Origin of the sequence: Kluyvera sp. 142486, assembly GCF_046569695.1 — a bacterium.
Lineage (GTDB): Bacteria > Pseudomonadota > Gammaproteobacteria > Enterobacterales > Enterobacteriaceae > Kluyvera.
In genome coordinates, this window is sequence record NZ_JBKHUI010000027.1 from 1 (window position 1) to 23739 (window position 23739).

25 protein-coding genes and 1 other annotated feature are annotated in these 23739 nt (G+C 54.1%); of the genes, 9 read left to right on the forward strand and 16 right to left on the reverse strand.

Features of this window, described 5'->3' with window-relative positions:
• Positions 1-387 precede the first annotated feature (387 nt).
• From clpB to rluD, 3 genes are all read right to left on the reverse strand, one after another.
• Complete coding sequence (gene clpB, locus ACLGE8_RS21510) at positions 388-2961, reverse strand: ATP-dependent chaperone ClpB (RefSeq protein WP_411001124.1); 2574 nt, start codon at positions 2959-2961, stop codon at positions 388-390.
• Between the two features lie 129 nt (positions 2962-3090).
• On the reverse strand, positions 3091-3822 hold the full coding sequence (gene yfiH / locus ACLGE8_RS21515; RefSeq protein ID WP_411001126.1) for a purine nucleoside phosphorylase YfiH: 732 nt from the start codon (positions 3820-3822) through the stop codon (positions 3091-3093).
• The gene (rluD, locus tag ACLGE8_RS21520; RefSeq protein ID WP_411001128.1) at positions 3819-4799 is read right to left on the reverse strand and encodes a 23S rRNA pseudouridine(1911/1915/1917) synthase RluD; all 981 of its coding nucleotides are present in this window, start codon (positions 4797-4799) and stop codon (positions 3819-3821) included. The genes yfiH and rluD overlap by 4 nt, the downstream gene beginning before the upstream one ends.
• A gap of 132 nt (positions 4800-4931) precedes the next feature.
• Between rluD and bamD the strand changes: the two genes are divergently transcribed.
• The 4 genes from bamD to pheA all read left to right on the forward strand — a co-directional run bounded on the left by bamD (position 4932) and on the right by pheA (position 7716).
• A complete protein-coding gene (gene bamD / locus ACLGE8_RS21525; protein WP_062779280.1) occupies positions 4932-5675 on the forward strand; it encodes an outer membrane protein assembly factor BamD in 744 nt (247 codons plus the stop codon).
• Positions 5676-5949: 274 nt separating this feature from the next.
• Positions 5950-6291, forward strand: coding sequence for a ribosome-associated translation inhibitor RaiA (gene raiA / locus ACLGE8_RS21530; protein WP_185668771.1), 342 nt, complete (start codon positions 5950-5952; stop codon positions 6289-6291).
• A gap of 116 nt (positions 6292-6407) precedes the next feature.
• Positions 6408-6532 (forward strand) — a sequence feature (Phe leader region).
• Positions 6409-6456: a pheA operon leader peptide PheL gene (gene pheL / locus ACLGE8_RS21535; protein WP_369709598.1), complete on the forward strand. Its 48-nt coding sequence runs from the start codon at positions 6409-6411 to the stop codon at positions 6454-6456. (Overlaps the previous feature by 48 nt.)
• A gap of 23 nt (positions 6533-6555) precedes the next feature.
• On the forward strand, positions 6556-7716 hold the full coding sequence (pheA, locus tag ACLGE8_RS21540) for a bifunctional chorismate mutase/prephenate dehydratase (RefSeq protein WP_411001157.1): 1161 nt from the start codon (positions 6556-6558) through the stop codon (positions 7714-7716).
• Here pheA and ACLGE8_RS21545 read toward each other — a convergent pair.
• The 10 genes from ACLGE8_RS21545 to ffh all read right to left on the reverse strand — a co-directional run bounded on the left by ACLGE8_RS21545 (position 7713) and on the right by ffh (position 16683).
• Positions 7713-8585, reverse strand: a complete 873-nt coding sequence (locus ACLGE8_RS21545; protein ID WP_411001130.1) for an SMP-30/gluconolactonase/LRE family protein — start codon at positions 8583-8585, stop codon at positions 7713-7715. The genes pheA and ACLGE8_RS21545 overlap by 4 nt on opposite strands.
• A gap of 62 nt (positions 8586-8647) precedes the next feature.
• Complete coding sequence (gene tyrA, locus ACLGE8_RS21550) at positions 8648-9769, reverse strand: bifunctional chorismate mutase/prephenate dehydrogenase (RefSeq protein ID WP_411001132.1); 1122 nt, start codon at positions 9767-9769, stop codon at positions 8648-8650.
• 9 nt (positions 9770-9778) lie between these two features.
• Positions 9779-10849 (reverse strand): 3-deoxy-7-phosphoheptulonate synthase AroF, encoded by a 1071-nt coding sequence (gene aroF / locus ACLGE8_RS21555; protein WP_185668768.1) that lies wholly within the window; start codon positions 10847-10849, stop codon positions 9779-9781.
• A gap of 226 nt (positions 10850-11075) precedes the next feature.
• Positions 11076-12446 carry a PepSY-associated TM helix domain-containing protein gene (locus ACLGE8_RS21560; protein WP_411001134.1) on the reverse strand — a complete coding sequence of 457 codons (1371 nt, stop codon included), beginning with the start codon at positions 12444-12446 and terminating at the stop codon, positions 11076-11078.
• A 58-nt stretch (positions 12447-12504) separates the two neighbouring features.
• Positions 12505-12909, reverse strand: coding sequence for a DUF2946 domain-containing protein (locus ACLGE8_RS21565; protein ID WP_411001136.1), 405 nt, complete (start codon positions 12907-12909; stop codon positions 12505-12507).
• A gap of 184 nt (positions 12910-13093) precedes the next feature.
• A complete protein-coding gene (rplS, locus tag ACLGE8_RS21570) occupies positions 13094-13441 on the reverse strand; it encodes a 50S ribosomal protein L19 (RefSeq protein ID WP_006687325.1) in 348 nt (115 codons plus the stop codon).
• Positions 13442-13482: 41 nt separating this feature from the next.
• Entirely contained in the window at positions 13483-14250 is a 768-nt protein-coding gene (gene trmD / locus ACLGE8_RS21575) for a tRNA (guanosine(37)-N1)-methyltransferase TrmD (RefSeq protein ID WP_411001138.1), read from the reverse strand.
• Positions 14251-14280: 30 nt separating this feature from the next.
• Positions 14281-14829: a ribosome maturation factor RimM gene (gene rimM, locus ACLGE8_RS21580; protein WP_123652292.1), complete on the reverse strand. Its 549-nt coding sequence runs from the start codon at positions 14827-14829 to the stop codon at positions 14281-14283.
• An 18-nt stretch (positions 14830-14847) separates the two neighbouring features.
• Positions 14848-15096, reverse strand: coding sequence for a 30S ribosomal protein S16 (rpsP, locus tag ACLGE8_RS21585; protein ID WP_185064520.1), 249 nt, complete (start codon positions 15094-15096; stop codon positions 14848-14850).
• 222 nt (positions 15097-15318) lie between these two features.
• Positions 15319-16683: a signal recognition particle protein gene (gene ffh, locus ACLGE8_RS21590; protein WP_411001140.1), complete on the reverse strand. Its 1365-nt coding sequence runs from the start codon at positions 16681-16683 to the stop codon at positions 15319-15321.
• Positions 16684-16907: 224 nt separating this feature from the next.
• On the opposite strand from ffh, the gene ACLGE8_RS21595 reads away from it, so the two are divergent.
• Together ACLGE8_RS21595 and ACLGE8_RS21600 are read left to right on the forward strand one after the other, a co-directional pair.
• On the forward strand, positions 16908-17699 hold the full coding sequence (locus ACLGE8_RS21595; RefSeq protein ID WP_411001142.1) for an inner membrane protein YpjD: 792 nt from the start codon (positions 16908-16910) through the stop codon (positions 17697-17699).
• Positions 17700-17715: 16 nt separating this feature from the next.
• On the forward strand, positions 17716-19002 hold the full coding sequence (locus tag ACLGE8_RS21600) for an HlyC/CorC family transporter (RefSeq protein ID WP_411001144.1): 1287 nt from the start codon (positions 17716-17718) through the stop codon (positions 19000-19002).
• Between the two features lie 43 nt (positions 19003-19045).
• Here ACLGE8_RS21600 and grpE read toward each other — a convergent pair whose 3' ends face one another.
• Positions 19046-19639 (reverse strand): nucleotide exchange factor GrpE, encoded by a 594-nt coding sequence (grpE, locus tag ACLGE8_RS21605; protein ID WP_411001146.1) that lies wholly within the window; start codon positions 19637-19639, stop codon positions 19046-19048.
• 121 nt (positions 19640-19760) lie between these two features.
• Between grpE and nadK the strand changes: the two genes are divergently transcribed.
• From nadK to bamE, 3 genes are all read left to right on the forward strand, one after another.
• Positions 19761-20639 carry an NAD(+) kinase gene (gene nadK, locus ACLGE8_RS21610; RefSeq protein WP_185668761.1) on the forward strand — a complete coding sequence of 293 codons (879 nt, stop codon included), beginning with the start codon at positions 19761-19763 and terminating at the stop codon, positions 20637-20639.
• An 84-nt stretch (positions 20640-20723) separates the two neighbouring features.
• Positions 20724-22385 carry a DNA repair protein RecN gene (gene recN, locus ACLGE8_RS21615; RefSeq protein ID WP_411001148.1) on the forward strand — a complete coding sequence of 554 codons (1662 nt, stop codon included), beginning with the start codon at positions 20724-20726 and terminating at the stop codon, positions 22383-22385.
• A gap of 148 nt (positions 22386-22533) precedes the next feature.
• Positions 22534-22872, forward strand: a complete 339-nt coding sequence (gene bamE, locus ACLGE8_RS21620) for an outer membrane protein assembly factor BamE (protein WP_035894936.1) — start codon at positions 22534-22536, stop codon at positions 22870-22872.
• A 115-nt stretch (positions 22873-22987) separates the two neighbouring features.
• On the opposite strand, the gene ACLGE8_RS21625 is transcribed toward bamE, so the two are convergent.
• Both ACLGE8_RS21625 and ACLGE8_RS21630 read right to left on the reverse strand, forming a co-directional pair.
• Entirely contained in the window at positions 22988-23272 is a 285-nt protein-coding gene (locus tag ACLGE8_RS21625) for an RnfH family protein (protein WP_411001150.1), read from the reverse strand.
• On the reverse strand, positions 23262-23699 hold the full coding sequence (locus ACLGE8_RS21630) for a type II toxin-antitoxin system RatA family toxin (RefSeq protein WP_220439695.1): 438 nt from the start codon (positions 23697-23699) through the stop codon (positions 23262-23264). The genes ACLGE8_RS21625 and ACLGE8_RS21630 overlap by 11 nt, the downstream gene beginning before the upstream one ends.
• Between the last annotated feature and the right edge of the window lie 40 nt (positions 23700-23739).

The window sequence follows — 23739 nt, forward strand, 5'->3', positions numbered from 1 at the left end:
AGAGACTTGGTATTCATTTATCGTCTTGCGACGTTAAGAATCCGTATCTTCGAGTGCCCACACAGATTGTCTGATAAATTGTTAAAGAGCAGTGCCGCTTCGCTTTACCAGCGGCGCGGGATGTGCATATTACGCTTTCCCGCTTGAGAGTCAAGCGTTTATTTTCGCTTTCGTCTCTCGAGATTCTCAGGAGAACCTCGCTGACCCGGCGGCTTGTTTGCCGTTGTTCCGTGTCAGTGGAGGCGCATTATAGGGAGATACTGAGAAGTCGCAAGTATAAATTATAAAAAATTTATCGTTCGCTTACTTTTTATTCAACGCTCTTATTTTTGCCTGGTTTTTAAACAAAAACGAGCCCAAAAGGGCTCGTTTTCTTCTTTTTGTGACTTACTGCACTGCCACAATCTGATCATCTTTGACTTCCAGGCGGATAACTTTGCCAGGAATCAGCTCACCGGACAGAATCTGTTGGGCCAGCGGGTTTTCGATCTGCTGCTGGATAGCACGTTTCAACGGACGTGCACCATATACCGGATCGTAACCGTTCTGGCTCAACAACTGCAGCGCTTCATCAGACATCTGCGTTTCATAACCACGCTCTTCCAGACGCTGGTACAGACGCTGCAGCTGGATCTTCGCAATTGAGGCAATATGTTTTTCACCCAACGGATGGAAGACAACCACTTCATCAATACGGTTGATGAACTCTGGGCGGAAACTGTGGCTGACCACGCCCAGCACCAGATCTTTCATATGACCGTAGTCCAGCTCGCCGAAACGTTCCTGAATCAGGTCGGAACCGAGGTTAGAGGTCATGATGACAACCGTATTACGGAAGTCGACCGTTCTCCCCTGCCCGTCGGTCAGACGACCGTCATCCAGAACCTGCAGCAGAATATTGAACACGTCCGGATGCGCTTTTTCCACTTCATCCAGCAGAATGACGGAATAAGGACGACGACGAACTGCTTCCGTCAGATAACCGCCCTCTTCATAACCGACATATCCCGGAGGCGCACCGACCAGACGAGACACGGAGTGTTTCTCCATAAACTCAGACATGTCGATACGTACCATCGCGTCATCGCTGTCGAACATAAAGTTAGCCAGCGCTTTACACAGTTCGGTTTTACCCACCCCGGTTGGCCCCAGGAACAGGAATGAACCAATCGGACGGTTCGGATCGGACAGCCCCGCACGGCTACGGCGAATCGCATTCGATACCGCTTCAACCGCTTCATTCTGCCCAATCACGCGGCTGTGCAGATCCTGCTCCATACGCAGCAGTTTCTCACGCTCACCTTCCAACATGCGGGCAACCGGAATACCAGTCCAGCGTGCCAACACCTCCGCAATCTCTGCATCCGTCACTTTATTACGTAACAGACGCATGGTTTTACCTTCAGACTGCGTTGCCGCTTCCAGCTGTTTTTCCAGCTCTGGAATTTTACCGTACTGCAGTTCGGACATCCGCGCCAGGTCACCGACGCGACGCGCCTGCTCGATGGCGATTTTCGCCTGCTCCAGTTCTGCCTTAATCGTCTGCGTGCCGGAGAGGGAGGCTTTTTCCGCTTTCCACTCTTCTTCTAACTCAGAGTACTGACGCTCTTTATCGCTCAGCTCATCGTTCAGCATGTCGAGACGTTTCTTACTCGCCTCATCAGACTCTTTCATTAGTGCCTGCTGTTCCAGCTTCAGTTGAATGATACGGCGGTCGAGTCGGTCGAGTTCTTCCGGCTTCGAGTCAATCTGCATACGAATACTGGACGCCGCTTCATCGATAAGGTCGATAGCTTTATCCGGCAACTGACGGTCGGCGATATAGCGGTGAGACAGCGTAGCTGCCGCTACGATTGCCGGGTCAGTAATCTGCACATGGTGGTGCAGTTCATAACGTTCTTTCAAACCACGAAGAATCGCGATGGTGTCTTCCACCGAAGGCTCAGCCACGAACACTTTCTGGAATCGACGTTCCAGCGCCGCATCTTTTTCGATGTACTGGCGATATTCATCCAGCGTCGTCGCGCCGACGCAGTGGAGTTCCCCACGCGCCAGCGCCGGTTTTAGCATGTTGCCAGCATCCATCGCGCCGTCGGCTTTACCCGCCCCGACCATGGTATGCAGTTCATCGATAAACAGGATGACATTGCCTTCCTGTTTCGCCAGGTCGTTCAGTACACCTTTCAGACGCTCTTCAAACTCACCGCGGTATTTCGCCCCGGCCACCAGCGCGCCCATATCCAGCGCCAGTACGCGGCGGCCTTTTAAGCCCTCCGGAACTTCGCCGTTAATAATGCGCTGCGCCAGACCTTCGACGATGGCGGTTTTACCGACGCCCGGTTCACCTATTAGCACCGGGTTGTTTTTAGTACGACGCTGCAGTACCTGGATGGTACGGCGAATTTCTTCATCACGGCCGATAACCGGGTCAAGTTTGCCCTGCTCAGCACGTTCGGTCAGATCGACCGTATATTTCTTCAATGCCTGACGTTGGTCTTCGGCACCCTGATCGTTCACGCTTTCCCCCCCGCGCATCTGTTCAATAGCCTGAGTAATATTGGCCGTTGTCGCCCCCGCTGATTTCAGCAGGTCGGTCAGAGTGCCACGTGACTCAAGCGCCGCCAGAACGAACAGTTCTGACGAAATAAAGTTGTCGTTGCGTTTTTGCGCCAGCTTGTCGCAAAGATTCAACACGCGCATCAGATCCTGAGACGGTTGCACGTCACCGCCGGTGCCTTCCACCTGAGGTAAACGGCTCAACGCCTTATCGATAGCGGTACGCAACTGGCCAGCATTAATGCCAGCAGAGGTTAATAAAGGACGTACCGAGCCCCCTTCCTGATTCAGCAAGGCGCTCATTAAATGAAGAGGTTCGATAAATTGGTTGTCGTGCCCCAGTGCGAGCGACTGGGCATCGGCAAGAGCAAGCTGGAATTTATTGGTAAGACGATCCAGACGCATGACTCCTCCCATACTAGGTCAAATTTGCTACAGGAGATTAAATGAGGTCATCCCTCAATTATTCAAGGTTAAATGACCTGGTCAATGAGAAAAAAATGTCTGCCTTCTGGATCGTCTTGATTCTATAGGTTATATCAGCCAGATGAAACTTGCCATACGACCCGTAGTACGGTCACGGCGGTAAGAGAAGAAATCATCCTTTTCGCTGAAGGTACAGCGGTCTCCGCCATAGAGTGCGGTTACGCCGATATTCCCCAAACGCTGACGCGCCAGTTGGTAGATATCAGCATAGTATTTTTCGCCGGCAGGACGGAATGCGCTAACCGCATTGGCATCTTTCGCCATAAACGCTTCACGCACTTCCGGGCCGACTTCGAAAGCCTGTGGCCCAATAGCCGGGCCAAGCCAGGCAATAATGTTCTCTGGACTATCTTTGAAGCAGGCAACGGTCTCTTCCAGCACTCCGTCGCACAGCCCACGCCATCCGGCATGCGCAGCAGCGACTTCGGTTCCGGCTTTATTACAGAAAAGCACTGGCAGACAATCGGCAGTCATCACCGCACACACGGTCCCGGGCGTATTGCTATAGGAAGCATCGGCGCGCTTAGAGGCATAAGGTTCTCCGGTCAGACGCAAAACCTCTTTACCGTGTACCTGCTCAAGCCACACGGGTTTCGACGGCAGTTTACCTGCCGCGAACATACGCTTCCGGTTCTCTTCTACGTGTTCCAGGTTGTCACCACAGTGGGCGCCGAGATTCAGAGAATCCCACGCTCCCTCGCTGACCCCACCCACGCGCGTTGAACTGCAGGCCGCTACGCTTGCTGGCAGCGGCCACTCCGGGACAATGATTTTGGTCATAGCCAGTCTACGTCATCCTTATGTTCTTCAAAGTCTTCGCGCATCACCGCAATCAGGTCAACCATATCCTGCGGGATTGGCGCATGCCATTCCATTTCAATCCCCGAAATCGGGTGATAGAGACGCAGCATAGTCGCGTGAAGCGCCTGACGGTCAAACTTACGCAGTACGGAAATGAACTCATCCGATGCGCCTTTCGGCGGACGCGGACGGCCACCATAGACCTGATCGCCCACCAGCGGATGGGTGATATGCGCCATGTGCACGCGGATCTGGTGCGTACGTCCGGTTTCCAGACGCAGTCGCAGACGCGTGTGCACACGGAAGTGCTCCATGATGCGATAGTGCGTTACCGCCGGTTTACCCATCGGGTGTACCGCCATATGCGTACGCTTGGTCGGGTGACGGCTGATCGGTTCTTCAACGCTACCGCCTGCCGTCATATGACCAATCGCTACCGCTTCGTACTCACGGGTGATCTCACGCAGCTGCAGCGATTCCACAAGACGCGTTTGCGCCGGAACGGTTTTCGCTACCACCATCAAACCGGTCGTGTCTTTATCCAGACGGTGTACGATGCCCGCACGCGGCACATCGGCAATCGGCGGGTAGTAGTGCAGCAGTGCGTTCAGCACCGTGCCGTCCGGGTTACCGGCACCAGGGTGCACCACGAGGTCGCGCGGTTTGTTGATGACCATGATGTCATCATCTTCATAAACGATATCGAGTGGGATATCCTGCGCTTCAAAGCGGATCTCTTCGTCGATTTCGGCCTCAATAGCGACGGTCTCGCCGCCCATGACTTTCTCTTTTGGCTTGTCTGAAACTTTGCCATTTACCTGTACGCGTTGGTCGAGGATCCATTCTTTTATGCGCGAACGCGAATAATCAGGGAACATTTCGGCCAAAGCCTGATCTAAGCGTTGTCCAAGTTGTGACTCGGACACCGTTGCGGTGAGTTGTACTCGTTGTGCCATATACAGCTTCTTCGTTAACGTTGGGTTTTTACGGCTTCGCCGTTTAATATAGTGTGCTATTGTAGCTGGTCTTAATCGGGAACAGGAACTATGAATATCCCGTATAAACATTTTGAGGAAAGTCAAAACGTCATGACGCGCATGAAATATCTGGTGGCAGCGGCCACGTTGAGCCTGGCTTTGGCGGGGTGCTCTGGTTCAAAGGACGAAGTTCCTGATAATCCGCCTAATGAAATCTACGCAACTGCTCAGCAAAAGCTGCAGGACGGTAACTGGAAACAGGCAATAACGCAACTGGAAGCGTTGGATAACCGCTATCCGTTCGGACCATATTCTCAGCAGGTTCAGCTGGATCTGATCTACGCATACTATAAAAATGCCGATCTGCCGCTGGCCCAGGCCGCAATTGACCGTTTCATCCGTCTGAATCCAACTCATCCAAACATCGACTACGTGATGTACATGCGTGGTCTGACGAACATGGCGCTGGATGATAGCGCGCTGCAGGGCTTCTTCGGTGTCGATCGTTCCGACCGCGATCCGCAGCACGCGCGTGACGCATTCAATGACTTCTCGAAGCTGGTGCGCGGCTACCCGAACAGTCAGTACGTCACCGATGCCAACAAGCGTCTGGTCTTCCTGAAAGATCGTCTGGCGAAATATGAACTTTCCGTTGTTGATTACTACACTGCACGTGGTGCATGGGTAGCCGTGGTTAACCGCACGGAAAACATGATGCGTAATTACCCGGACACTCAGGCCACCCGAGACGCGCTTCCTAAGATGGAAAACGCCTATCGTGAAATGCAGATGACCGCGCAGGCTGACAAAGTCGCAAAAATCATTGCGGCCAACAGCAAAAACACCCAGTCCTGATTCGGACAATCCTATCAAGCAAAACGGCAGCCCTGAGGCTGCCGTTTTTTTATTCGTTTCACGTCATTGCTGAAGCGGTTTAGCTCCAGGTCATCCTATCAAATATGGCTGCATTTTCCCGAACCGACAAGTGAAAAATCACTTCTTCCTGTCCTGACTCACAAAATGAATGCACTGACAAAAAGTGACAAAATAATGTGATCTAAATCACACATTTTAACCAAATCCGAGGTATGCTGGAATCACCAAGACGGAAAGACAAGAGGTAAAATTTATGACAATGAACATTACCAGTAAACAAATGGAAATTACTCCGGCTATTCGCCAGCATGTCGCAGACCGTCTCTCAAAATTGGAAAAATGGCAAACCCACTTAATCAATCCGCATATCATCCTGTCCAAAGAGCCACAGGGATTTGTAGCGGACGCCACGATGAATACCCCGAATGGGCATCTGGTCGCCAGCGCTAAACACGAAGATATGTACACCGCCATTAACGAATTGATCAACAAGCTGGAACGGCAGCTCAATAAGGTGCAACACAAAGGGGAAGCCCGTCGCGCCACAACATCGGTGAAAGACGCAAGCTTCGTTGAAGAAGTCGAAGAAGAGTAAACTGAACTTTGTACTTTAATGTGTATCGCCAACGCGCCTTCGGGCGCGTTTTTTATTGACAGAACGAAAACAGAGCGGGTACTGTAAAACCTCACCACACTAAGGAATTAACCTGCTGTGATACGACTACCGTTTTTCTTCGCATTCTTTTTTACCTTCCCCTGATTGGGAGGCGTTTCGTCGTGTGATAAAGAATGCGAAGACGAACAATAAGGCCTCCCACCCGGGAGGCCTTTTTTATTGATAACAAGAAAGGCAAACATGATGACTTCGGAAAACCCGTTATTAGCAATCCGCGATAAGATAAGCGCCCTCGATGAGAAGCTGGTCGGTCTACTGGCAGAACGCCGCGGCTTGGCCGTGGAAGTTGGCAAAGCCAAGCTGGCCTCCCATCGCCCGGTGCGCGACATCGACCGCGAGCGTGATCTGCTGGAGCGTCTTATCACCATCGGCAAAACCCACCAGCTTGATGCGCACTACATCACGCGTCTGTTCCAGCTCATCATTGAAGATTCTGTCCTGACCCAGCAAACCCTGCTGCAACAGCATTTGAATCAGATTAACCCACACTCAGCGCGCATCGCATTTCTGGGGCCAAAAGGGTCGTACTCCCATCTTGCGGCACGTCAGTACGCCGCCCGCCACTTTGAACAGTTCATCGAAAGCGGCTGCCTGAAGTTCGCCGATATCTTTAATCAGGTCGAGACCGGTCAGGCCGACTACGCCGTCGTGCCTATTGAAAACACCAGCTCCGGCGGGATTAACGATGTCTACGATCTGCTGCAACACACCAGCCTGTCGATTGTGGGTGAGATGACGGTGCCTATCGACCACTGCGTGCTGGTGAACGGTACAACGACGCTTGAGACCATCGAGACGGTCTATAGCCACCCGCAGCCGTTCCAGCAGTGCAGTCAGTTCCTGAGCCATTATCCGCAGTGGAAAATTGAGTACACTGAGAGCACCTCGGCGGCGATGGAGAAAGTGGCGCAGGCCAACTCCCCAACCGTTGCCGCGCTGGGTAGCGAAGCCGGTGGCAAGCTGTATGGCCTACAGGTGCTGGAGCATTGCCAGGCTAACCAGACGCAGAACATTACCCGCTTCCTGGTGCTGGCGCGTAAGTCAGTCAATGTTTCCGATCAGGTTCCCGCAAAAACGACCCTGCTTATTGCTACCGGACAGCAGGCTGGTGCGCTGGTTGAGGCGCTGCTGGTGCTGCGTAACCACAACCTGATCATGACCAAGCTCGAATCACGCCCTATTCATGGCAACCCGTGGGAAGAGATGTTTTATCTCGACATCCAGGCCAACCTGGAATCCCTGCCGATGCAAAAGGCGTTGAAAGAGCTCTCCGGGATCACCCGTTCCATGAAAGTGCTGGGCTGCTACCCAAGCGAAAACGTGGTTCCGGTCGACCCGGTTTAACGCTCAATAAACGGCAGCTTCTTCATCCCTGCTATCTCTACCGGCAGGGTGAAGATGGCGCCGGAAAGCGGATACTGCGCCACCTCCGCCGCCGACATGTTCTCACGGGTGGTGGTGATAAACAGCGTGCGCCTATCCGTGCCACCAAAGCACACCATCGTCGGGCAGCGTACCGGTAAGCGATACTCAGCAAGCTGCTCACCTGTCGGCGAGAAACGTGCCACCCGCCAGCCGTCGAACATCGCGCTCCAGTAGCATCCTTCTTCGTCGATAGCCGCCCCGTCAGGGATGCCCTCTCCAGCCTTAAACTGACGGAATACCTCGCGCTTTTGTGGCTCACCATGCTCATCCAGCGGTGTACGGTAAATCACACCGTTTGGCGTATCGGAGGTGTACATCCAGCGTTTGTCTTCGCTAAAGGCCAGCCCGTTGGCGCCATGAATATCGCACTGCACCACTTTCGGCGTCAGCTGATTATCAACCCGCACCAACAGCGCGCCGTTATAGTCACCCGGCCCCCAGAAGGTTCCGGCATAAAAACGCCCGTCGCGGTCGGTGCCGCCGTCGTTAAAGCGTGCCAGCTGCGGGTTACTCGGGTTATCGCAAACTTTATGCTGCAGCAGGCCACGGCTGTCGGCAAGCCAGATAGCACTGCGTAGGGCAACGATAAAGCCACCGTTTTCCCGCAGCGCAAAGCAGCCCACCTCCTCCGGGAACTGTAAAATCCGGTGCTCCCCGGTCTCCAACACATAGCGGTGAATTTCACACTCCATGATATCGGCCCAGTAGAGCGCCTGTTCCGCTTCGCTCCAGGTTGGGCATTCCGGCAGGTGGCCGGTGTAATCAAACAGCAGGTTTGCGTCAGCCATTCTCTTTATCCCATAAAAAAAGCCAGAGGATTTCCCCTGGCTTTCAAGTATATACAGTTTCGCTATTGTCGACTGTCATTCGCCTGTCGTAACAGGACGCGGCTCTCACTCTGGAAGCGCTGCGCATAGTCGCCAAACCAGTGTTCAACTTTACGGAAGCTGTCGATAAACGCCTGCTTGTTTCCCTGCTCCAGCAGGCCGATAGCCTCGCCGAAACGCTGGTAGTAGCGTTTAATCAGCGCCAGGTTGTTCCCGGATGACATAATGATGTCAGCATACAGCTGTGGGTCCTGAGCGAACAGTCGCCCGACCATCGCCAGCTCCAGGCGGTAAATCGGCGACGAGAGCGCCAGCAGTTGCTCCAGCTGAACGTTCTCTTCCGCCAGGTGCAGCCCGTAGGCAAAGGTCGCAAAGTGGCGTAGCGCCTGGATAAAGGCCATATTCTGGTCGTGCTCTACTGCACTGATGCGATGCAGGCGCGCGCCCCAGACCTGAATCTGTTCGAGGAACCACTGGTACGCTTCCGGTTGACGGCCGTCGCAGTACACTACCACCTGTTTTGCCAGGCTACCGCTGTCTGGACCGAACATCGGGTGCAGCCCTAAAACGGGGCCCTGATGGACGGAAAGCATGGCCTGTAACGGGCCCGCTTTCACCGATGCCAGGTCGACAAGAATACAATCCGCAGGCAACGGCGGCAGCTTCTCAATGATTTGCTCGGTCACGTGGATAGGTACGCTGACAATCACCATGCCAGCATCAGCAACCAGCTCCGGCGCACGCGCCCAGTCATCTTTCTCCAGCGTCCGCACCTGATAGCCGGACAGCGTCAGCATTTTTTCAAACAGCCGCCCCATCTGGCCACCACCGCCCACGATCACCACCGGGCGCAGCGACGGACACAGGGTTTTAAAGCCTTTGTCGTTTTCGCTAGAGTAAGATTCGCGCATTACGCGACGCAGCACATCCTCAATCAAATCGGGCGGTACACCCAGCGCGGCCGCTTCTTTACGGCGTGAAGCCAGCATAGACGCTTCACGCTCCGGTACGTAAATCGGTAAGCCATATTTACTTTTGACTTCCCCGACTTCCGCCACCAGTTCCAGGCGCTTAGCCAGCAGGCTCAGCAGCGCTTTATCGACTTCATCAATTTGATCGCGTAGCGCGGTCAGTTCAGCAACCATACAATCCTCTTACGCCAGACGAGCCGCCAGATGGCCGCGCAAATCCTTGTCGAGCTCACGCAGCAGCGCGTCCGTCGCTTCCCAACTGATACAGGCATCGGTGACCGATACGCCGTATTTCATCTCACAGCGCGGCTGCTCGGAAGACTGGTTACCTTCGTGAATATTGCTCTCAATCATCAGACCAATAATGGAACGGTTACCGTCCTTGATCTGTGCGACAACGGATTCCGCCACCGCAGGCTGACGGCGGTAGTCTTTATTGGAATTACCATGACTGCAATCTACCATCAGCGACGCGCGCAGTCCTGCTTGTTCCATCTCTTTTTCACACTGCGCCACATCTTCCGGGCCGTAGTTTGGCTTTTTACCACCGCGCAGGATCACATGACCATCCGGGTTACCCTGGGTACGCAGCAGGCAGACCTGGCCGGCCTGGTTGATACCGACAAAGCGGTGAGGCATGGCAGCAGCGCGCATGGCGTTGATAGCGGTCGCCAGTGAACCATCGGTACCATTTTTGAAACCAACCGGCATCGACAGACCAGACGCCATTTCACGGTGGGTTTGAGATTCGGTGGTACGCGCACCAATCGCGGACCAGCTAAACAGGTCGCCCAGGTACTGTGGGCTGTTCGGGTCCAGCGCTTCGGTTGCCAGCGGCAGCCCCATGCTGACCAGTTCTACCAACAGATTACGCGCAATTTTCAAACCACCTTCCACATCAAACGAGCCATCCATATGCGGATCGTTGATAAGCCCTTTCCAACCCACGGTAGTACGAGGCTTTTCAAAATAGACGCGCATAACCAGGTAGAGGCTATCGCTGACCTCTTCCGCAAGGGTTTTAAATCGACGCGCGTATTCGATGGCAGCTTCAGGATCGTGAATAGAGCAAGGCCCACACACTACCAGCAGGCGCGGATCGCGGCCGGCGATAATGTCAGAAATCGTTTTACGTGACTGGGCGATTTGCGCTTCCTGCTCAACGGTGAGCGGGAATTCAGCTTTCAGCTGATCAGGAGTGATCAAAATCTGTTCATCGGCGATATTTACGTTATTCAGCGCGTCTTTTTGCATGATGGCATTACCTGTTATGGCCCGTTTGCGATAGTGGTTTCCTCAATGAGGTGCAGCCACAATATCATAATGAGTAAAGATTTCAATCCAAAATCCGTAAATTATTATTTACACAAGCCATTTAATCGCAAAATAATCGCTTTAAATGCGTAAACATAAAATTACACCCATAAAAAAGGCGAGCACCTATGTGCCCGCCTTAAGATACACAACATCGCTTAAGCCGTTATTCTGCCGTCTGCGACACCCGATGAACCAACGTATTACGCCAGCGCAGCCAGTCAATAATCACGAACAGCAGCAGGCTCGCCCCCATAACCGGCAACGCAAGACCGAGCGCTATTGCCAGCAGCAGCGTGAGAATCCTGCCAGGGAGAGCAAGCGCCAGCCAGCTTTTCGCTAGTGTCTGGACAGGACTTACCGATGACTGCGCCGGGCGTTTGATCCACCAGAGGCGATAGCCCATCACGATCGCTATACATAGCGCAAGACCAAACGCCACCAGCAACAACTGGTTAGGTAAGCCGAACAAAACACCCATGTGGAAATCCACGCCCCAACGGGTGAGTTTTGCCATCAGCGGGAAATCGGCAAACTGGGTATAGTCGAGAATAGCCAGCGAGTTGGGATCGATAGCCACCGCATCAACCTGCGTCGGCCAGCGGCGATCGATCTCCGTCACCGTCCAGGCGCGATCCGCACTGCGCGGCGGTCGGATCTCGAGATGTGTTGCAGCAATACCGCCTCGTTGTGCCGCCTGGAGAATCGCATCAATCCGATCCACGGCGATCGGCGGCTCACTCATCACCATTCCCTGATGATGAGAATGGTGCTCCGCATGCGGGTCCATCACCATCGCCTCAGTACCGTGTAGCTGGGTATTCACCTGCGGCGTCAACCAACCAAAGGTAGCGCGCAGCTTATCAACATTGCCACCGGCCCATTGGGACCAGGTTAAGCCGGTCGCCGAAAACAGCAGCATGCCGGCAAGCAGGCACCAGCCAAGAGTGACGTGAACGCGGCGGGTATTCTGCAGGCGATTTTTGATGCGGCGTTTTAGTCGGGTAAAGGCCCACAGTGCAACCCCACCCAACGCAGCAACCCACATCCATGATGCCGCCAGCTCGCTGTATAAACGCCCTACATCACCTAACAGCAGCGAGCGATGGGCATAATCGATCCATTGGCGCAGCGGTAAGATGCCGCTGGTGCCGTAGACCGTCATATCGCCTTTCACCGCGAGAGTTATCGGGTCGATAAAGATCGCACGGTTCTCAGACGGCGCAAGCGCAGGGTCGTCGAACATCACCCGCGTCGTCTCCCCCGCCTCCAGCGCTGGCCGAACCGCGCTCAGACGCAGCGGTGTGCCCAACGCACGTTCAGCCACGGCAATTTGTTCTGTGAGCGAATGCCGTTCACCGCTCACCTCCCCCTTTAGCGCCTGGCGATAGATCAGGTTCTCCAGTTGAGGCGTGGCCACATACAGCGTACCGGTTAAGGCCGCGACGAAAATAAAGGGCCCGATAAACAGGCCAATAAAAAAGTGTAGGCGGCGCAGCAGGTGCACCCATGCCGCCCGCGAGGTGCAGGTTGTCATACTCTTCCTTTATGCAAACGAGAGCGATGAAACGCTAAAGCGTCAGTTATCGTTGTTATTAAGCAGGTAAAGCAGACGGCGCCGGTGGCGCACGGGTATCGGGGAAGAGCCAGGGGAAGTCGCGCCAGTGAAAGACCAACGGCGGGAAAGGCGCGGTCGCCACGCGAAGCATCAGCGCGCTTAGCAAAACGCACAGGGCCAGAATCAGGCCCGGGACATGGGTGAGAAGCACGCAGTAGCCGCAGGCCTCACCGTGATCGATAGGCATGCTTTCAGGGGCAGAATGGTGAGCTGGCATCGTCATCGACATGTTCATGTCATGATGCATACCCGGCATGGCGCTCATGGGTGATTGCTGCAACGAAATCGAGATGAGCGGTGCAACAATAATCAGCGCCATAGCAAACAGCGCAAGCCAGGCGGCTCGCTGTTTTAGTGCTGATAGGTTGAAGGCTTTTCTCACTCGACTCTCCTGATACGAGCGGGCATTGTAAATGATTTAGCCAATAACTGTTAACGAGAGGTGCCATTTTTTATGAGGGATTTTTAAACCGTTAGCGATACACCGTGCCATAGCTGACCACATATATAAAAAAGGGCCAGCCTTTCGGCCAGCCCTTTTTAACAGGATGTCGCTTGCGCGAATCTTAGTTAAGACGCTCTTTGATACGAGCAGACTTACCAGTGCGCTCACGCAGGTAGTACAGTTTAGCTTTACGTACAGCACCACGACGTTTAACAGCAATGCTGTCAACAACTGGAGAGTGAGTCTGGAAGACACGCTCAACGCCTTCGCCGTTGGAAATTTTACGAACAGTGAATGCAGAGTGCAGACCGCGGCTACGAATAGCGATAACCACGCCCTCAAATGCCTGCAGACGTTTTTTGGAACCTTCAACAACCCATACTTTCACTTCCACGGTATCACCCGGACGGAAGGAAGGTACGTCCTGCTTCATCTGTTCTTGTTCAAGTTGCTTAATAATGTTGCTCATAATTTAATCTCTTATCCTGGGTAAACTGATATTTGGGGGTCTCAGACCAGCCCATCATGTTTATGTTGCTGATTTGCGTGTTCCTGTTTGAACTCCGCCAGCAACCTTGCTTGCTCTTCAGTCAGAGCCAGGTTTTCCAGAAGTTCAGGTCTTCTAAGCCAGGAGCGGCCCAGCGACTGCTTCAAACGCCAGCGACGTATCTCAGCATGGTTTCCCGACAGCAGAACTGGCGGTACCTCCATCCCTTCCAACACTTCAGGGCGAGTATAGTGTGGACAGTCCAGCAATCCATCAGCAAACGAATCTTCGAATGCTGAAGCCTCATGACCCAATACACCCGGAATAAACCGGGAAACGGAGTCGATCAGCGTCATTGCCGGTAACTCACCACCGCTGAGAACGTAATCGCCGATAGACCATTCTTCGTCAATCTCGGTCTGAATCACGCGCTCATCTATGCCTTCGTAGCGACCACATACCAGAATCAGCTTTTGATTCGTGGCCAGTTCGCTGACGCCCGCTTGATCAAGCTTGCGTCCCTGAGGTGACAGATAAATCACCTTCGCGCCTTCACCTGCCGCGGCTTTTGCTGCATGAATGGCGTCCCGTAAAGGTTGCACCATCATTAACATCCCCGGTCCGCCGCCGTAAGGACGATCGTCCACGGTACGGTGCCGGTCATGCGTGAAGTCACGAGGACTCCAGCTCTGGATGTTCAGCAGGCCATTTTTAACTGCCCGACCAGTTACCCCGTAATCGGTAATTGCGCGGAACATTTCAGGAAACAGGCTAATTATGCCAATCCACATAGCGCCGTCTTTTACCGTTTATCCGGTGGTTTAAAAACCAGGATCCCAATCTACTTCGATAGTACGAGTAGTGAGATCGACTTTCTTGATAACCTGCCCATCGAGGAACGGAACCAACCGCTCCTTGATGCCAAATGCATCTTTCAGGTTTGCCTTAATGACGAGAACGTCATTCGACCCGGTTTCCATCATATCGATGACTTTACCGAGACCGTAGCCTTCAGTGGTCACTACCTGGCAGCCCATCAGGTCTTTCCAGTAATAGCTTCCATCTTCCAGCGCCGGCAGCTGCGAGGAATCCACGATAATTTCGCAGTTCGTCAGCAGATTCGCGGCATCGCGATCGTCAACGCCTTTCAGCTTAATGACGATATCCTGATTGTGGTAGCGCCAGCTTTCCAGCTCAACGGTCTGCCACTGACCCGCCTTCTGGATTAACCAGGGCTGATAGTCAAAAATGCTTTCGGCGTCTTCGGTGGAGGAAAACACTCTGAGCCAACCACGGATACCGTAGGAAGAACCCATTTTCCCCAATACGATCGGATCAACAGGTGCTTGTGCGGTGTGTTGCTTGCTCATCATGACCACCGTGACAGATTAAGCTGCTTTCTTAGCTTCTTTGATCAGCGCAGATACGCGATCAGAGATAGTTGCGCCCTGGCCAACCCAGTGTGCGATACGATCCAGGTCCAGACGGGTGCCTTCTTCAGTCGCAGAAGCGATTGGGTTGAAGAAGCCAACGCGCTCGATGAAGCGACCGTTGCGTGCGTTACGGCTGTCAGTAACAACAACCTGGTAGAACGGACGCTTTTTAGCGCCGTGACGAGCTAAACGAATAGTTACCATAACATCCTCTTGTGTGAATAGAACAACCGGGCCCCATCGAGGGAAGGGGCCCGGTGTCATATTAAAAGCCCGAAAATTTTACTCATTTCTGGGGGAAATGCAATCAACATCTGCCTTTTACCGCACGATAACCAGGGCGTTATCGTCATAGGCAGAGCAAAGTCGGCGTGTTTGTCATTGTCGAAGTGCGCTAACCGAAGCCAGCACACTTCAACTGAGGGATTAACGGCCAGGGAATCCTGGTGGCATCATCCCCTTCATTCCGCGCATCATTTTCATCATGCCGCCCTTCGACTTCATCTTCTTCATCATGCGCTGCATGTCGTCGAACTGCTTCAACAGACGGTTCACGTCCTGCACCTGCAGGCCACAGCCCTGGGCGATACGACGTTTGCGGGAACCTTTGATGATTTCCGGCTTCGCGCGCTCTTTCAGCGTCATCGAGTTGATGATCGCTTCCATACGCACCAGCACTTTGTCATCCATCTGCGATTTGACGTTGTCGGGGAGTTGACCCATGCCCGGCAGTTTGCCCATCAGGCTTGCCATACCGCCCATGTTTTTCATCTGCTTAAGCTGGTCTAAGAAGTCGTTCAGGTCGAAACCGTCACCCTTCTTAAGCTTAGTCGCCAGCTTCTCAGCCTGCGCACGGTCAACTTTGCTCTCGATGTCTTCAATAAGCGACAGCACGTCGCCCATGCCGAGGATACGGGAAGCGATACGATCCGGATGGAACGGCTCCAGCGCTTCGGTTTTCTCGCCGACGCCGAGGAACTTGATTGGCTTGCCGGTAATGTGACGAATGGAGAGCGCCGCACCGCCGCGCGCATCACCGTCGACCTTGGTCAGCACCACGCCGGTCAGCGGCAGCGCTTCGTTAAAGGCCTTGGCGGTATTCGCCGCATCCTGACCGGTCATTGCGTCGACGACAAACAGGGTTTCAACCGGCTTGATCGCCGCGTGAACCTGCTTGATTTCGTCCATCATCGCTTCATCAACGTGCAGACGACCGGCGGTATCCACCAGCAGCACATCGTAGAATTTCAGCTTCGCTTCTTTCAGCGCCGCGTTAACGATGTCGATAGGCTTCTGGCCTACGTCGGACGGGAAGAAGTCTACGGCAACCTGCTCGGCCAGAGTTTCCAGCTGTTTGATCGCCGCCGGACGATAAACGTCGGCAGAGACGACCAGCACTTTTTTCTTGTGCTTCTCGCGCAGGAATTTACCCAGCTTCGCAACGCTTGTGGTTTTACCCGCACCCTGCAGGCCCGCCATCAGCACCACGGCCGGTGGCTGCGCCGCCAGATTGAGCGTCTCGTTCTCTTCGCCCATCGCCGAAACCAGTTCGCTACGAACGATTTTGACGAACTCCTGACCCGGGGTCAGGCTCTTGTTAACTTCGTGACCAACCGCTTTTTCTTTTACGCGATTGATAAAATCACGCACTACCGGCAGCGCAACGTCAGCCTCCAGCAGCGCCATGCGCACTTCGCGCAGCGTCTCTTTTACGTTGTCTTCAGTAAGGCGCCCACGGCCACTGATATTGCGCAGCGTGCGCGACAAACGATCGGTTAAATTATCAAACATTGTCTCTCGCCTGGGGTGGAAACGTGAGTCGCTAGCGCGACCAAAAAACGGAAATTTGCCGGAGTATAACACGACAGCGGAGGAGTTGTGATGCTGCGGTTAGCGCTGCATCACGTTACACCATACGCATCATCCTTCACGCAGGCTATGCGCCTTGATACAACTCGAATGATTTTGCGTATATACTGCATCTCTTTCTTCTATCTGACGACTGCCGACACTTTATGCCTGTTTTTGCCCTGCTCGCGCTTGTTGCCTACTCCATCAGCCTGGCGCTGATCATTCCCGGTCTGCTGCAAAAAAACAGCGGCTGGCGGCGTATGGCGATTCTTTCTGCCATCGTTGCGCTGGTGTGCCACGCGTTTGCGCTGGAAGCCCGTATTCTGCCGGGCGGTGAAAGTGGGCAGAACCTCAGCCTGTTGAACGTCGGTTCGTTGGTGAGCCTGATGATCTGTACGGTGATGACTATCGTCGCCTCGCGTAATCGCGGCTGGCTGCTGTTGCCCATCGTCTACGCCTTCGCGCTGATCAACCTCGCCTTCGCCACCTTTATGCCCAACGAGTTTATTACTCACCTGGAAGCCACGCCGGGAATGATGGTGCATATCGGGCTATCGCTGTTCTCCTACGCCACGCTGATTATTGCCGCGCTGTATGCGCTGCAGCTGGCGTGGATTGACTATCAGCTTAAGAACAAGAAGCTGGCGTTCAGCCATGAAATGCCGCCGCTGATGGTCATTGAACGTAAAATGTTTCACATCACCCAGGTTGGCGTCGTGCTGCTCACGCTGACGCTCTGTACCGGCCTGTTTTACATGCATAACCTTTTTAGCATGGAAAATATCGACAAAGCCGTCCTTTCCATCATCGCCTGGTTCGTCTATATCGTCTTGTTATGGGGCCACTACCATGAAGGGTGGCGCGGTCGTCGAGTCGTCTGGTTTAACGTTGCCGGCGCTGGCATCCTGACGCTCGCCTACTTCGGTAGCCGTGTCATTCAACAATTCGTGGGCTAAGTACTAAGGAATCCACTTGGAACATATCTCAACCACCACGCTGATCGTCACGCTGATCATCATGGTGGTCATTTCTGCCTATTTCTCAGGTTCTGAAACCGGCATGATGACGCTGAACCGCTATCGGCTCCGCCATCTGGCAAAACAGGGCAATAAACCAGCGCGTCGCGTCGAAAAGCTGCTGCAAAAGCCTGACCGTCTTATCAGCCTGGTGCTGATTGGCAACAACCTCGTCAACATTCTGGCCTCCGCCCTAGGCACCATCGTCGGCATGCGCCTGTATGGCGATCTGGGCGTCGCCATTGCCACCGGGGTGCTGACCTTCGTGGTGCTGGTATTTGCAGAAGTGCTGCCAAAAACCATTGCCGCGCTCTACCCGGAAAAGGTGGCCTACCCAAGCAGCTTCCTGCTCGCACCGCTGCAAATTCTGATGATGCCGCTGGTCTGGTTCCTGAACCTGATTACCCGCATTCTGATGCGCATGATGGGCATTAAAACCGACATCACCATCAGCAGCGCGCTGAGCAAAGACGAGCTGCGCACCATCGTAAACGAATCCCGCTCGCAGATTTCCCGCCGCAACCAGGACATGCTGCTGTCGGTGCTGGATCTCGAAAAAGTCAGCGTTGATGACATCATGGTGCCGCGCAATGAAATCGTCGGCATCAACATCAACGATGACTGGAAATCTATCGTTCGTCAGCTCACGCACTCGCCGCACGGGCGCATCGTGCTGTACCGCGACTCGCTTGACGATGCCATCAGCATGCTGCGCGTACGCGAAGCATACCGGCTGATGACGGAGAAAAAGGAGTTCACCAAAGAGGTGATGCTACGCGCCGCTGACGAGATTTATTTCGTCCCGGAAGGCACGCCGCTCAGCACGCAGTTGGTGAAGTTCCAGCGCAACAAGAAGAAAGTCGGCCTGGTCGTCGACGAGTACGGTGATATTCAGGGGCTGGTGACGGTTGAAGATATTCTGGAAGAGATCGTCGGTGACTTTACGACGTCAATGTCGCCATCGCTGGCCGAAGAGGTCAACCCGCAGAACGACGGCTCGGTGATTATCGACGGCGGCGCAAACGTGCGCGAGTTGAACAAAGCCTTCAACTGGCACTTGCCGGAAGACGAAGCGCGCACCATTAACGGCATTATTGTCGAAGCGTTAGAAGAGATTCCTGCGGCCGGTACGCGCGTACGCATTGCCCAGTACGATATCGATATTCTCGACGTACAGGATAACGTGATTAAGCAGGTGCAGGTGATTCCAGTGAAGCCGCTTCGGGAAAGCGTGAAGGACTAAAGAATAGCCCCTCTCCCCGCCAGGGGAGAGGGTTAAGCGAAGATTATGCCTTCGCTTTCGCGACGGAGACCATCGCTGCGCGAATGGTACGACCGTTCAGGGTATAACCCTTCTGCATCACCATCAGCACGTTGCCAGCAGCAACCTCTTCGGACTCAACCATCGCAATGGCCTGGTGTACGTTCGGGTCCATAGGGACGTTGATGTCCGCGACAACCTGCACACCAAACTTCGCCACCACGTCAAGCATCGACTTACGGGTCAGTTCGATACCTTCGATCATCGGCGCCATCTCTTCGTTGTCTTTGTTCGCCACTTCCAGCGCACGGTCCAGGCTATCCAGCACCGGCAGCAGTTCGTTGACGAATTTTTCCAGCGCAAACTTGTGCGCCTTCTCAACGTCGATTTCAGTACGGCGACGCAGGTTTTCCATTTCAGCCTTCACGCGCAGGACGCTTTCGCGTTCGCGGGTTTCGGCTTCCGCTAACTGCGATTCGAGGTTCGCAATTTTTTCGTCGCGCGGATCCACCTGTTCAGCAGCGGCGTTTGGTTCAACCGCCTCAACTTCTTCGTGCTGATCCATGATAATTTCTTCCGGGGATTGCCCCTCAGGCGTTTTCTGTTCTTTACTACTCATGAATTTCTCCGCGTTTTTTCGCAATCATCTCGCTAACTTCGCTTATTATGGGGATCAGATTCCGGGTTTCAAGGGAAGCTCTCACATTGTCACCCATCTTCGGCACAAGGACATTCAGAAAATGAACAATCATTTCAAGTGTATCGGTATTGTAGGACACCCTCGTCACCCGACGGCGCTGACGACACATGAAATGCTCTATCGTTGGCTGTGCACCAAAGGTTACGAGGTGATTGTCGAGCGCCAGATAGCCAAAGAACTTAAGCTGGATAACGTCCAGACCGGTACGCTGGCGGAAATTGGCCAGAAAGCGGATCTGGCGGTAGTGGTCGGCGGCGACGGCAATATGCTTGGCGCGGCGCGCACCCTTGCCCGCTACGACATTAGCGTGATTGGCATTAACCGCGGCAACCTCGGCTTTCTCACCGACCTTGACCCTGACAACGCCCATCAGCAATTAGCCGATGTGCTGGACGGTAACTTTATTGCCGAAAAACGTTTCCTGCTGGAAGCGCAGGTCTGCCAGCAAAACTGCCAGAAGCGCATCAGCACCGCCATCAACGAAGTGGTGCTGCACCCGGGTAAAGTCGCTCATATGATTGAGTTTGAAGTCTATATCGACGAAACCTTCGCCTTCTCCCAGCGCTCGGACGGGTTGATTATCTCAACCCCAACTGGCTCCACGGCCTACTCGCTCTCGGCGGGCGGCCCCATTCTGACGCCATCGCTTGATGCCATCACTCTGGTGCCGATGTTCCCGCACACGCTGTCGGCGCGCCCGCTGGTGATTAACAGCAACAGCACCATTCGTCTGCGCTTCTCGCACCGCCGCAGCGACCTTGAGATCAGTTGCGACAGCCAGATAGCTCTGCCGATTCAGGAAGGGGAAGATGTGCTCATTCGCCGCAGCGATTATCACCTCAACCTGATCCATCCGAAAGACTACAGCTATTTCAACACATTAAGCACCAAGCTCGGCTGGTCAAAAAAATTGTTCTAATTTTGTCGCTGCCCCTTTACTGGATAAAAAACCAGTTTATACTGTATGAAAACACAGTTATGGGTTTTCATACAGGAAGCGGCTATGTTAGCACAACTGACCATCAGCAATTTTGCCATCGTTCGTGAACTTGAAATCGACTTCAACAGCGGCATGACGGCCATCACCGGAGAAACCGGGGCCGGTAAATCAATTGCAATCGATGCCCTCGGCTTATGCCTGGGTGGCCGCGCTGAAGCCGATATGGTTCGTGCTGGCGCCAGCCGCGCCGACCTCTGCGCCCGCTTCGCACTCAAAGACACCCCTGCCGCCCTGCGCTGGCTTGAAGAAAACCAGCTGGAAGATGGCCGCGAGTGCCTGCTGCGCCGCGTCATCAGCAGCGACGGCCGCTCACGCGGCTTTATCAACGGCACCGCCGTGCCGCTGTCGCAGCTACGTGAACTGGGTCAACTGCTTATCCAGATCCACGGTCAGCACGCCCACCAGCAGCTGGTGAAGCCTGAACATCAGAAAACCCTGCTTGATGCCTATGTCGGTGAGTCTGTGCTCGCACAACAAATGGCCGAGCATTACTGCCTGTGGAACCAAAGCTGCCGCGATCTGGCGACTCATCAGCAGCAAAGCCAGGAACGCGCCGCCCGCGCGGAGCTACTGCAATATCAGCTGAAAGAGCTTATCGAATTCCACCCGCAACCGGGCGAATACGAACAGATTGACGAAGAGTACAAACGTCTCGCCAACAGCGGTCAGTTGATCGCTACCAGCCAGCATGCGCTGGCGATCCTCGCCGACGGCGAGGACGTCAACCTGCAAAGCCAGCTCTACACTGCTCGCCAACTGGCCGGTGAACTGGCGAGTATGGACGGCAAACTCGCCGGTGTGCTGGATATGCTGGAAGAAGCGGCCATCCAGCTGAGCGAAGCCAGCGACGAGCTGCGCCACTACTGCGACCGTCTGGATCTCGACCCTAACCGCCTGTACGAGCTGGAACAGCGTCTGTCAAAACAGATCTCGCTGGCGCGTAAGCACCAGATTTCGCCGGAAGCGCTGCCGGAGTACTACCAATCCCTGCTGGATGAACAGCAGTTGCTCGACGACCAGAGTGACTCGCTGGAGACGCTGAAACACGCCGTGTCCCGCCATCACCAGATGGCAATGGAAACGGCACGTCAGTTGCACGCACAGCGTCAGGCGAGCGCTCAGGAGCTTTCACAGCTGATTACCGACAGTATGCATATGCTCTCCATGCCGCACGGTCTGTTCGATATCGATGTCCGCTTTGAAGAGCAGCACCTGACCGCCGAAGGCGCAGACCGCATTGAATTCCGTGTGACCACCAACCCCGGTCAACCGCTGCAGGCGATTGCCAAAGTGGCATCCGGCGGTGAGCTGTCGCGTATTGCGCTAGCCATCCAGGTGATTACGGCGCGTAAAATGGAAACCCCGGCGCTGATCTTCGACGAAGTCGACGTGGGCATCAGCGGCCCAACGGCTGCGGTGGTGGGTAAACTGCTGCGCCAGCTGGGTGAATCCACTCAGGTGATGTGCGTAACGCACCTGCCGCAGGTGGCAGGCTGTGGTCACCACCACTTCTACGTCAGCAAAGAGACCGACGGTGCGATGACCGAAACGCACATGCAGCCGCTGGACAAACGTGCTCGTCTGCAGGAGCTGGCGCGTCTTCTCGGCGGTAGCGAAGTCACGCGCAACACGCTGGCAAACGCGAAAGAGTTGCTGGCCGCATAAACTTTTTTGATTTCTTAGAGTCTGAGTTCACAATAAAAACGCCGTAAGACCTGATATCAAAGGTTTCCAACTCACCTCAGGTCTATTATCATCGGCACATTACATATGAGCCGCGTACTGCTCGGGCCCGAAAAGGAATCAAATCACTATGCGCTGTAAAACGCTGACTGCTGCCGCAGCGGTTCTTCTGATGATGACTGCAGGCTGTTCCACTCTGGAGCGAGTGGTTTACCGTCCTGATATTAGTCAGGGGAACTATCTGGTACCTAATGATGTTGCCAAAATCCGTGTTGGCATGACGCAACAACAGGTTGCCTATACCTTAGGTACCCCGATGATGACCGACCCGTTCGGCACCAATACCTGGTTCTACGTTTTCCGCCAGCAGCCGGGCCATGAATCCGTCACTCAGCAGACGCTGACCCTGACCTTCAACAGCAGCGGCGTACTGACGAACATCGACAACAAACCAGCGCTGACCAAATAAATCAGCAGCGGTGCGTAACAAATGCAAAAAAAGCGCTCAATGAGCGCTTTTTTTATGTCTGCAATTTGCGCAGATTGCCGGATGGCGGCTTCGCCTTATCCGGCCTACAGAATGGTCAACTCTTTTGCTGAGCGCGCTGGCGACGCAGTTCTTTCGGGTCGGCAATCAGCGGGCGATAAATCTCTACCCGGTCACCATCGTGAACCACATCGTCGAGCTTGGCCGGGCGGCTATAGATACCGACCTTATTTTTTGTAAGATCAATATCATCACGCAGCTCCAGAAGACCGCTTGCCTGAATAGCCTGCTCCACCGTCGCGCCTTCATCCAGCGTCACCCGCTGCAGATACTGCTTTTGCGGCAGCGCATATGCGACTTCGACGGCGATTTTACCCGGCACTGTACACCTCGCGAGCGCGCATCGTGAACGCCTGCACCATATTCAGCGCCAGCTCTTTAAAGATGCGGCCAAACGCCAGCTCAATAAGCTTATTGGTAAACTCGAAATCAAGCTGGAACTCAATCTTGCAGGCATCCTGGCTCAACGGCGTAAACTTCCAGCCGCCAATTAATTTTTTAAATGGTCCATCGACCAGATGCATCAGGATGCTCTGGTTGCTGGTTAACGTATTGCGCGTGGTAAAAGTCTTACTGATGCCTGCCTTAGAGACATCCACCGCTGCCGTCATTTGCGTCGGGCCGGACTCCAGAACACGGCTGCCTGTACAACCGGGGATAAAATCCGGATAGGCATTCACATCGTTCACCAGTTGATACATTTGCTCCGCGCTGTAGGGAACCAGCGCAGTACGGCTAATCTGAGGCATAGCAATTTCCATTCACGAACACGGCGTAAATAGTATCATT